Source organism: Rhodococcus sp. EPR-147, assembly GCF_001647185.1.
Lineage (GTDB): Bacteria > Actinomycetota > Actinomycetes > Mycobacteriales > Mycobacteriaceae > Rhodococcoides.
Map to the genome: position 1 here is coordinate 1 of NZ_LVCU01000583.1, position 10,621 is coordinate 10,621.

General features: G+C 66.3%; 9 protein-coding genes. 6 read left to right on the forward strand and 3 right to left on the reverse strand.

Annotated features, from left to right (window positions below; genetic code table 11):
- Positions 1 to 166 precede the first annotated feature (166 nt).
- Entirely contained in the window at positions 167 to 592 is a 426-nt protein-coding gene (locus A2J02_RS26415; protein ID WP_068055841.1) for an HIT family protein, read from the reverse strand.
- A 114-nt stretch (positions 593 to 706) separates the two neighbouring features.
- On the opposite strand from A2J02_RS26415, the gene A2J02_RS26420 reads away from it, so the two are divergent.
- The 4 genes from A2J02_RS26420 to A2J02_RS26435 all read left to right on the forward strand — a co-directional run bounded on the left by A2J02_RS26420 (position 707) and on the right by A2J02_RS26435 (position 6,642).
- Positions 707 to 1,963 carry a bifunctional glycosyltransferase family 2/GtrA family protein gene (locus A2J02_RS26420; protein ID WP_068055844.1) on the forward strand — a complete coding sequence of 419 codons (1,257 nt, stop codon included), beginning with the start codon at positions 707 to 709 and terminating at the stop codon, positions 1,961 to 1,963.
- Positions 1,960 to 3,990: a glycosyltransferase family 39 protein gene (locus tag A2J02_RS26425; RefSeq protein WP_068055847.1), complete on the forward strand. Its 2,031-nt coding sequence runs from the start codon at positions 1,960 to 1,962 to the stop codon at positions 3,988 to 3,990. The genes A2J02_RS26420 and A2J02_RS26425 overlap by 4 nt, the downstream gene beginning before the upstream one ends.
- Positions 3,991 to 4,068: 78 nt before the next feature.
- A complete protein-coding gene (gene purD / locus A2J02_RS26430; protein ID WP_068055850.1) occupies positions 4,069 to 5,319 on the forward strand; it encodes a phosphoribosylamine--glycine ligase in 1,251 nt (416 codons plus the stop codon).
- 174 nt (positions 5,320 to 5,493) lie between these two features.
- Entirely contained in the window at positions 5,494 to 6,642 is a 1,149-nt protein-coding gene (locus A2J02_RS26435) for a pyridoxal phosphate-dependent aminotransferase (protein WP_068055853.1), read from the forward strand.
- Positions 6,643 to 6,674: 32 nt separating this feature from the next.
- Here the strand turns inward: A2J02_RS26435 and A2J02_RS26440 are convergent, their stop codons facing one another.
- Positions 6,675 to 7,688: a GntG family PLP-dependent aldolase gene (locus A2J02_RS26440; protein WP_231893849.1), complete on the reverse strand. Its 1,014-nt coding sequence runs from the start codon at positions 7,686 to 7,688 to the stop codon at positions 6,675 to 6,677.
- A 67-nt stretch (positions 7,689 to 7,755) separates the two neighbouring features.
- Here A2J02_RS26440 and A2J02_RS26445 point away from each other — a divergent pair, with 67 nt between their 5' ends.
- Entirely contained in the window at positions 7,756 to 8,394 is a 639-nt protein-coding gene (locus A2J02_RS26445; protein WP_045196709.1) for a TetR/AcrR family transcriptional regulator, read from the forward strand.
- Between the two features lie 107 nt (positions 8,395 to 8,501).
- Here the strand turns inward: A2J02_RS26445 and A2J02_RS26450 are convergent, their stop codons facing one another.
- Entirely contained in the window at positions 8,502 to 9,152 is a 651-nt protein-coding gene (locus A2J02_RS26450) for a DsbA family oxidoreductase (RefSeq protein WP_068055864.1), read from the reverse strand.
- Between the two features lie 153 nt (positions 9,153 to 9,305).
- Between A2J02_RS26450 and purB the strand changes: the two genes are divergently transcribed.
- Positions 9,306 to 10,621: adenylosuccinate lyase (gene purB / locus A2J02_RS26455; RefSeq protein ID WP_068055860.1), on the forward strand; the 1,316-nt coding region annotated here is incomplete at its 3' end.

Sequence of the window (10,621 nt, forward strand, 5' to 3'; positions counted from 1 at the left end):
CTCGGGCCGCTGGGAATGTGTCCCGAATGCGGAGTTGCGCCGGGACCGCACGACATCGACACCGACATCGGCCCGGGCTACGACCCCGACACCCGATCGGACGACGTGTCGATGGCGCTTCGGACGCGTCGACGGCTGTTGGTGCCGCTGCGTTGAGCGAGATAGCTCAGTTCGGGACGTGCGCCTCGTGCCCGAGGTCACGCAGTGCCGCTCGAAGCTTGGCTGCGGCCTCGTCCTGTGATTCCGCGGAGGGATTCGGGTCGGCGCCGGAGATGTCGAAGTTCCCCATGTCGTAGGCCGGGAACACGTGCAGGTGCAGGTGCGGAACCTCCAACCCGGCGATCAGCAGACCGGCGCGAGGTGCGTCGAACGCGGTCTTGACGGCCTGACCGATGATCTGCGCGACGGCAGTGATCTTTCCGAACGCGGCACCGTCGACGTCCTGCCACTGGTCGATCTCCTCACGCGGAACCACCAACGTGTGGCCCGGGGTGAGCGGCGCGATCGTCAGAAACGCAACCACGTCGTCGTCCTGCCAGACGAACCGTCCCGGAATCTCACCGGCGATGATCTTGCTGAAAATGGAAGCCATGGGAACAGGATGCCCTACCCGACTCGACCGGGGCCGTAGCAGTGGTCGTGGCTCCCAGGTAATTGCCAGGTCGGTCGCAGGGCGATTCAAGGTCCGGGCCCGATCGTTGTCGTCATGACAACGAATTCCCTCGCACGAGCAGCAGGCCCGCGGCCCGGCTCGAACGCCACGGCCACGCTCGAGGTGGTCATTCCGGTATACAACGAAGAGGCCGATCTCGAACAGTGCATTCGTCGTCTTCACGAGCATCTGGAGGACCGAATCCCGTTCCGGTCCTCGATCACGATCGCCGACAATGCCAGTACCGACGGAACACTCGCTGTCGCACGTCGACTCGCCGACGAGATCGACGGAGTCCAGGTTCACCATCTGGACGAGAAAGGGCGGGGCCGGGCACTCAAAGCAGTGTGGCTGGGGTCGGACGCCGATGTGGTGGCCTACATGGACGTCGATCTGTCCACCGATCTCAATGCGCTGATGCCGCTGATCGCACCGTTGATGTCCGGTCACTCGGACCTCGCCATCGGCTCGCGGCTCAACCGATCGTCCCGAGTGGTCCGCGGTGCGAAACGTGAATTCATCTCGCGCAGTTACAATTTCATTCTGCGTACCTCGCTGCGCGCCCGCTTCTCCGATGCGCAGTGCGGTTTCAAGGCCATGCGTACCGACGTCGCCCGACAGCTGTTGCCGCTCGTCGAAGACACCGGGTGGTTCTTCGACACCGAATTGCTCGTCATCGCAGAGAAAGTCGGCCTGCGTATCCACGAGGTGCCCGTGGACTGGGTCGACGACCCGAACAGCAGCGTCAACATCGTCGACACCGCCGTCAAGGACCTGCAGGGCTGCTGGCGCGTCGGGCGTGCCCTCGCCACCGGTGTACTGCCGGTCGCCGAACTTCGCCGAAGCCTGGGACGGGAGCCGCTCGTGCCCGGAGTACCGCACGGAATGATCAGCCAGATGGTGCGATTCGGCATCATCGGCATCGCCAGCACCATCGCCTACGCACTGCTGTACCTGATGCTGCATTCTCTCATCGGCGCGCAGGCGGCGAACTTCTTCGGGCTGTTGATCACCGCTGTGCTCAACACCGCGGCCAACCGTGCCTTCACCTTCGGCGTTCGGGGGCCCGACGGTGCGGGCAAACACCAACTGCAGGGGCTGGCGATCTTCGGCTTCGCTCTTCTCGTCACCAGTGGATCGCTCGCCGTGCTGCACGCCTGGGTTCCCGATGTGTCCCGGCACGTCGAACTCGCCGTCCTCATCGTCGCCAATCTCGTTGCCACCGTGTGCCGATTCGTCGCCCTGCGGTGGGTCTTCCGTAGCTCACTGGACGCAGGCTCGGAGTCCGCGAGTTCGGAGAAGAGCCTGTGACGACGACGATGGAGCGGCCCTCCGCGGCTGCCGATTCTGCACCGGCGACCTCCCCGCGCTGGGAATTGATCGGGCTGGTGGCTCTGCTCTTCGGAACCGGCGTTGCCTACATCTGGGGACTCGGCGCGTCGGGCTGGGCCAACTCCTTCTATTCTGCTGCGATACAGGCAGGTTCGGTGTCGTGGAAGGCCTTCTTCTTCGGATCCTCCGACGCGGCCAACTCGATCACCGTCGACAAGCCCCCGATGTCGCTGTGGCTGATGTCGTTGTCGGTACGCATCTTCGGACTCAACACCTGGGCGATGCTCGTACCCCAGGCTCTTCTCGGCGTCGCCTCCGTGGCACTGCTGCGCGCCACCGTCAAGCGTCGATTCGGTGGCGCGGCCGGTCTGCTCGCAGGCCTGGTACTTGCCGTGACTCCGGTTGCCGCACTGATGTTCCGGTTCAACAATCCCGACGCGTTGCTGGTGCTGCTGATGATCGCCTCGGTGTGGGCGTTGCTGCGAGGCGTCGAGACCGGAAAGACCAAGTGGCTGTTGATCACCGGTATGTTCGTCGGATTCGGCTTCCTCACCAAGCAACTCCAGGTCATGCTCGTCGTTCCGCCGCTGGCTCTGACCTATCTGATCGCCGGGCCGCCGAAGTTCCTCACCCGGCTGTGGCAGCTGTTCGGCGCGCTGGGCGCGATGATCGTCTCGGCCGGATGGTGGATTCTGATCGTGGAATTCTGGCCGGCGTCCTCACGGCCGTGGGTCGGTGGCTCGCAGAACAACTCGATCCTCGAACTCACGCTCGGGTACAACGGATTCGGTCGCCTCAGTGGCGACGAGACCGGAAGTGTCACCCCCGGCCGCGGCGGTATGGGCGGCGACGCGGCCGGGGGCATGGTGGGTGGGATGCCCGGTGGCATCTGGGGCGAGACCGGCATCCTTCGCATGTTCGACTCCTCCCAGGGTGGCCAGATCGCCTGGCTGATCCCGGCTGCGTTGATCCTGTTCGTCGTCGGACTCGTGTTGCGCGGCAAAGCCCCTCGGACAGACGTGCAACGAGCTTCGCTGATCGTCTGGGGATCGTGGTTGCTGGTCACCGGTCTGACGTTCAGCTTCATGGCCGGAATCTTCCACTCGTACTACACCGTTGCGCTCTCGCCCGCCGTCGCTGCTCTCGTCGGCATCGGCAGTGTGGTGCTGTGGCGTCGACGCGAGACGTACTGGGTACGGATCGCGATGGCCGTCGCGGTGGCGTCGACCGTCGTGATGGCGTGGGTGTTGCTCGGTCGCAGTGAGAGTTTCGTGCCGTGGCTGAAGTGGGCGATTCTCGTCGTCGGAATCGTGGCGATCGTCGCGCTGCTGATCCCGGCACTGACTCGCGGCAGGCTGGCTGCGGCGTCGATCCTGGCGGTGATGTTCGCCGGACTCGCCGGACCGACCGCCTATGCGGTCGACACCATCGGCACCCCGCATACCGGAGCCATCGTCTCGGCCGGTCCCAACACCGGCATGCGCGGATTCGGCGGTATGGGCGAAGGCCGAGGCGGTCCGGGCGGGATGCAGTTGCCGGCCGGGGTCCAGATACCTGCCGGAATGCAACCGCCTGCGGGTTTCCCGGGTCAGGCCGGGGCTGCCGGCGGGGCCGAGATGGGCGGGACGGGTCGGGGTATGGGCGGCGGTATGGGTGGTCTGCTCGAAGGCAGTGCACCGACTGCGGCCATCACCGAGATGCTCGAGCAGGACGCCGACTCGTACACCTGGGTGGCAGCGGCCATCGGAGCCAACACCGCTGCGGGTTACCAACTGGCCACCGAGGATCCCGTCATGCCGGTCGGTGGATTCAACGGCACCGACCCCTCGCCGACCCTCGCGCAATTCCAGCAGTACGTCGCAGACGGAGAGATCCACTACTTCATCGGGAGCGGCGGCATGCCGGGCATGGAGTCGGGGACCTCGGCAGAAATCTCTGCCTGGGTCACCGAGAACTTCACCGCGACCACGGTCGACAACGTGACGTTCTACGACCTCACGCAGTAACACCGAACCACCACGAAAGAGCCCCGCGCCGTGACAGGTGCGGGGCGCTTTCGCGTCGAGCAGATAGTCTGATGCACTGTGCGCGTACTAGTCATAGGTTCCGGTGCTCGTGAGCACGCCCTCCTCCTTGCGTTGAAGGCCGATCCGTCGGTCGAGAAGCTCTTCGTGGCTCCCGGCAACGCAGGCACCGCGAAGCTCGCCGAGCAACACGCGGTCGACGTCGCCTCCGGTGAGGCGGTGACCGCGCTGGCGAAGAAGGTCGAAGCCGATCTCGTCGTCATCGGACCGGAGGTTCCACTGGTCCTCGGCGTGGCCGGCGCCCTCCGTCAGGCCGGCATCGCTGCGTTCGGCCCGTCCGCCGATGCTGCGCGCATCGAAGGGTCCAAGGCCTTCGCCAAGGACGTGATGGCAGCGGCCGGTGTGCGGACCGCGCACAGCGAAATTGTCGACTCGCCCGCCCTGCTCGACGCAGCCCTCGACCGTTTCGGCCCCCATTGGGTGGTCAAGGACGACGGCTTGGCCGCAGGCAAGGGTGTCGTCGTCACCACCGATCGCCTCATCGCCCGCGATCACGCAGCGGAGCTCCTCGAGAACGGTCACCCGGTACTGCTCGAATCGTTCCTCGACGGACCCGAGGTCTCCCTCTTCTGCCTCGTCGACGGCGAGACCGTGGTGCCACTGCTGCCCGCGCAGGACCACAAACGCGTCGGCGACGGAGACACAGGACCCAACACCGGCGGCATGGGTGCGTACACCCCGCTGCCGTGGCTGCCCGAGGGTGCCGTCGAGGAAATCGTCCGGGATGTGGTGAAACCCGTTGCCGCCGAGATGGTCGAGCGCGGTGTGCCGTTCTCCGGTCTGCTGTACGCGGGTCTTGCCATGGGTGCCGACGGCCCGGCGGTCGTCGAATTCAACTGCCGCTTCGGCGATCCCGAGACCCAGGCGGTGCTCGCGCTGCTCGACTCACCTCTCGGTGAAGTGTTGAACGCGACGGCAACCGGCACACTTGCGTCACTTCCTCCGCTGCGTTGGAAGGACGGCGCGGCCGTCACCGTCGTCATCGCCGCCGAGAACTACCCCGGTCGACCACGCACCGGTGACGAAATCCTCGGCTCCGAGGGCGACGGCGTGCTGCATGCCGGCACCGCGGTGAAGGACGGCGCGGTCGTCTCCGCGGGTGGACGCGTGCTCAGCGTGGTCGGCACCGGATTCGACCTCACCGCCGCCCGAGACGACGCCTACTCACGCATTGCGGGAATCCGATTGCCGGGCAGCCACTTCCGGACGGACATCGGCCTGGCTGCGGTGGAGGGTCGCATCACGCTGTAGGTGCGGTGAGTGGGCCGGCGTCGGCCGGCGTGTTCCAGCAAACGCGCGCGCGTTCGTGAGACGCGCGCAGAATTGCCGGACGTTGCCAGTCGATCTTGCGCGCACTTGGCGAACGCGCGCGCGTTTGCAAAGGTCGGAGGTACCGAGCGAGTCGGGATCAGTAGGGTCGAAACAATGCACAACGAATCGCAGCGATCGAAGGTCGAGCCGTTCCATGTGATGGATGTGTTCGCCGCGGCGGCCGAGCGGGCGCGCACTCACGGCGACGTGCTCTCTCTTGCTGCAGGTCAGCCCTCCACGCGAGCGCCCGAGCCGGTATTGCGGGCCACTCGCGAGGCCCTGGATGCGCACTTGCTCGGGTACACCGAGACGCTGGGGATTCTGCCGCTGCGTCGCGCGATCGCCGAGTATCACAGCGCGCGGTACGGCATCACCGTCGACGCCGCGGACGTGGTGATCACCACCGGCTCGTCGGGCGCGTTCACGTTGCTGTTCCTCGCAGCGTTCGACGCGGGGGATACCGTCGTGATGGCCAGGCCCGGCTATCCGGCGTATCGAAACACGTTGGCGGCGTTGGGCTGCCGCGTCGTCGAGCTCGACTGCCTCGAAAGCACGCGATTCCAACCGACCGTCGCGATGCTCGAGGAGCTGCCCGAGCCGCCCGCGGGTCTGATCATCGCGAGCCCCGCCAATCCCACCGGCACGATCATCGACGCGGACGAACTCGCCGCCATCGCGCGCTGGTGCGACGAGCACGGAACCCTGCTGATCTCGGACGAGATATACCACGGCATTTCCTACGGCAATGCGCATACGTCGAGCGCATGGGAGACATCGAAAGAATCGGTCGCCATCGGATCGGTGTCGAAGTACTTCTCGATGACCGGGTGGCGACTCGGTTGGATGCTGCTGCCGACCCGATTGCGCAGGGCCGTCGAACGATTGGCGTCGAACATGACGGTGTGCCCACCGGCGATCTCTCAGGTGGCGGCCATCGCGGCGTTCACCGAGGAGTCGCGCGTCGAGCTGGATTCACACGTCGAACGCTACGCCGTCAATCGCCGAATACTGCTCGACGGTTTGCCGGCCCTGGGCATCACCGATCTCGCACCGGCCGACGGTGCCTTCTACGTGTACGCCGACATTGCGCACCTGACCGAGAATTCGCGGAGTTGGTGCGCCCGAGTGCTGGCCGAGACCGGTGTCGCGTTGGCACCCGGGGTCGACTTCGACACCGTCCGCGGGAACCACACGGTGCGATTCTCGTTCGCCGGCACGACCGCCGACGTAGAGGAGGCGTTGGAGCGACTTCGCCGCATGTGAGCGAAACTTCGACCCCCACTACGAAGTTCTGCTCACGTGCGGCGCAGCCGCTCCAGTACCTCGGAGATGTCGGCGGCGTCGACGTCGCGGTGGGTCACGAAGCGCACCTTGCCGGCGACGGTCACCGCAGCGATCCCCAGCTCGGCCAGCTCTGCGACCGTCTGTAAGGGATCGGGAACAGTGGCGAGCACGATGTTGGTCTCGGGCTCGGCGACGTCCCAGTTCCGATCCCGAAGCCCGCGGGCGAGTGTCGCCGCGTTGACGTGATCCTGGGCCAAATCACCGATTCGACCCAATGCGACGAGCCCGGCGGCGGCCAACACTCCACCCTGACGGACGCCGCCGCCCAACATCTTTCGGACGCGTCGCGCCTCGTGGATACGTGCGGAGTCCGAGACGAGCATCGAGCCGACCGGTGCGCCGAGGCCTTTGCTCAGGCACACCTGCACCGTGTCGGCACCGGCAGCGAGCGACGCGATCGGAACATCGAGGGCGACAGCGGCATTCCACAGTCGCGCGCCGTCCAGATGGACCTTCAGTCCGCAATCACGGCCGGCGGCAACGAGTTCCGCCCATTCGTCCGGGCCGAACACAGTACCGCCGGCGAAGTTGTGCGTGTTCTCGAGCGAAAGCAGTGTCGTCCGTAGTGCGAAATACGGTCCTGCACCGCCCGCTTTCGCACGCACCGTCGACGCGAGGGGACGGCCGGGACCACCGTCGTGGGGGAGGGCGTCGGGCATCCCGCCTGCCAGCCATGCGGCGGTACCGAGCTCGGACCCCAGCACGTGCGCGTGCTCGGGGGCCAGGAAGCGATCGCCGCGCTGCAGATGCAGCATCAGCGCGATGATGTTGCCCATCGAACCCGACGGAACCCACAGTGCCGACTCGAACCCGAGCAGACCTGCCACCGCTTCTTCCAGCGCGGCCATCGTCGGATCGTGATCGAGGACGTCGTCGCCCACTTCGGCGTCGGCCATGGCTTTTCGCATGACCGAATCGGGTCGGGTGATGGTGTCGGAGCGAAGGTCGATCGTTCGATGTGCCACGAGCAACGACAATTCCATAGCGCGAAAGCAGTCCGACGAACGGCCTCGAGCTGGCACGATGACTTGAATGTCCGCAGGTCCGACTGAGTCGCAGCACAAGGTGTCGGGTGCGACTCCGAAGGGGGTGCGCCGCCGGCAGGCACTGGCGTCTGCGGCCGCGGACCTTCTCGTCGAGGGCGGCTTCGACGCGGTGCGACACCGATCGGTGGCCGCGCGAGCCGGGCTTCCTCTCGCGTCGACCACCTACTATTTCGAGTCTCTCGGGGACCTGGTGGCCGCGGCGGTCGACGTCGTCGGAACCCGTGAGATCGACGTCATGCGCGGCCGCATCGAGGACGAGGGCAAGTGCTCGAACGAAATGGAATCGACGGTCGACCTCATCGTCGACCTGCTCATCGGGCCACAGGACGGCCACGAGCAGTTGATCGCGCGATACGAACGCTTCATCGCCTCGGCCCGGCATCCCGAACTACGAGAAGTGCAGCTGCGGCTGCGCGCCCAGATCGACGACCTGCTCACCGACGTCCTGCGCAGATCGGGCCGAACCGTGCAGGAAGAGCAGCTACGACGACTCGTGGCAGTGGTAGACGGGGCCGTCGTCGGAGCGCTCAGCGAAGTGGACCCCGACCCGCGCCACATGGCCCGAAGCATGCTCTTGGCCGTCATCGACATAGTGGCACCGGCGGAACAGGTGCCGGCCGACTGACTGCTAGTAGTTCTCGCCGGACTCTGCGTCTCGGATCGGCGGCACCTCGCACACACCGTCCTCGCAGACGGGGCCGTGGTCGTCGCCGACCATCTCCAAAGGACCGCTCATGAGTCGGCAGCAGCCTTCTGCAGGACGTCGGCGAATACCGACGGTTCCTGCGCGCCCGACACACCGAGCCGTCCGTCGATCACGAAGAACGGCACGCCGCTGATTCCATAGGCGATGGCCTGTTCCTTGTCCGCGCGCACTGCCGGCAGGAACTCCTCGGACTTCAGCGCCCGGGCGGCCTCGTCACGGTCGAGGCCGACTTCCGCGGCCAGGTCGGCGAGGTCCTCTGTGCGGCCGACGTGGCGGCCCTCCTCGAAATAGGCCGCCAGGAGTCGTTCCTTCATCTCCACCTGCTTGCCCTTCGACTTGGCGAAGTGCAGGAGCTCGTGCGCCTTGACGGTGTTGGTGTGCTGCACGGCGTCGAAGTCGTAGGCGAGCCCCTCGCCTGCGGCCAGCTCGGCCATCTGCCCCAACATCTGCGTGACCTGGGCGGCCGGCATACCTTTGTGAGAGACGAGAAAGTCGACCTCGCTGCCATCGAAGTCGACAGGTGTGTCGGGTGCCAGCTCGAACGAGTGGAACTCCACCTCCAGACTTCCGCCCCCGGCGGTGAACTCCGCAGCGCCTACCTCGAAACGACGCTTGCCGACGAAGCACCACGGGCACGCGATATCGGACCAGATGTCGACCTTCACTGTTCGGCTCACGACGGCTCCAACATCGGAGCGCGCGTCGGTTATTCCACACGGCGGCGAAGCCGCCGGCACCAGGAACAGGGATCGCGGGAGGCCGGTACTGGAGTCCTTTTCCGAAACAGTGCAGTCGTCTTCCGAGACCGACAACTGCGCCACGTAAGCTGGATGCTCGTGAGCATCCCGAATGTCCTGGCCACCCGTTACGCGAGTCCCGAACTGGTGGAGCTGTGGGCGCCGGAGCACAAGATCGCCCTCGAACGCCAACTGTGGATCGCCGTGTTGCGCGCGCAGTCCTCGCTCGGAGTCGACGTCCCCAACGCGGCCATCGCGGACTACGAAGCCGTCGTCGATCAGGTGGATCTCGCGTCGATCGCCGAGCGTGAGCGCGTCACCCGGCACGACGTCAAGGCCCGCATCGAGGAGTTCAACGCCCTCGCCGGCCACGAGCACATCCACAAGGGGCTCACCAGTCGCGACCTCACCGAGAACGTCGAGCAGCTGCAGATTCTGCGCTCACTCGAGCACGTCCACGCGCACGGCGTCGCCGTCGCGAAGAGGCTGGCCGAGCGTGCTGCCGAGTACTCCTCGCTGGTCATGGCCGGTCGCAGTCACAATGTCGCAGCTCAGGCGACGACTCTGGGCAAGCGTTTCGCGTCGGCCGCCGACGAGCTGCTGTTGGCCCTGTCCCGGGTGCAGGAGCTGATCGCGCGCTACCCGCTGCGCGGCATCAAGGGCCCGATGGGTACCTCGCAGGACATGCTCGACCTGTTCGGCGGCGACTCCGCCAAGCTCGTCGCGCTCGAGCGCATCGTCGCCGATCACCTCGGTTTCCGGCACACGATGACGAGCGTCGGCCAGGTCTATCCCCGTTCACTCGACCACGAGGTCGTCTCCGCACTGGTCCAGGTGGGTGCCGGTCCGTCCTCGTTCGCGCACACCGTGCGCCTGATGGCAGGCCACGAACTCGTCACCGAGGGCTTCCAGGCGGGCCAGGTGGGCTCGTCGGCAATGCCGCACAAGATGAACACTCGCTCGTGCGAGCGCGTCAACGGCCTGCAGGTGGTGCTGCGCGGCTACGGCTCGATGGCCGCCGAGCTCGCCGGTGCACAGTGGAACGAGGGCGACGTCTTCTGTTCCGTGGTGCGCCGCGTCGCGCTGCCCGACGCCTTCTTCGCCATCGACGGTCTCATCGAGACCTTCCTGACGGTGCTCGACGAATTCGGTGCTTACCCGGCCGTCATCGCCAAGGAACTCGACCGCTACCTGCCGTTCCTCGCGACGACCAAGGTGCTCATGGCCGCCGTGCGCGCAGGCGTCGGACGCGAGACGGCGCACGAGGCGATCAAGGAGCACGCCGTCGCGGTTGCGCTGGCGATGCGTGAGCAGGGACTGGAACCGGACCTGCTCGACCGGTTGGCCGCCGACGATCGGCTGCCACTCGACCGCGCTGCCCTCGACGCTGCACTGGCCGACAAGACGGC

What these genes read in the sequence shown, in the direction of transcription:
- A2J02_RS26420 (WP_068055844.1), top strand. Translation starts at nt 707, where the DNA reads ATGACAACGAATTCCCTCGCACGAGCAGCAGGCCCGCGGCCCGGCTCG.
- A2J02_RS26415 (WP_068055841.1), bottom strand. Translation starts at nt 592, where the DNA reads ATGGCTTCCATTTTCAGCAAGATCATCGCCGGTGAGATTCCGGGACGG.
- A2J02_RS26435 (WP_068055853.1), top strand. Translation starts at nt 5,494, where the DNA reads ATGCACAACGAATCGCAGCGATCGAAGGTCGAGCCGTTCCATGTGATG.
- A2J02_RS26445 (WP_045196709.1), top strand. Translation starts at nt 7,756, where the DNA reads ATGTCCGCAGGTCCGACTGAGTCGCAGCACAAGGTGTCGGGTGCGACT.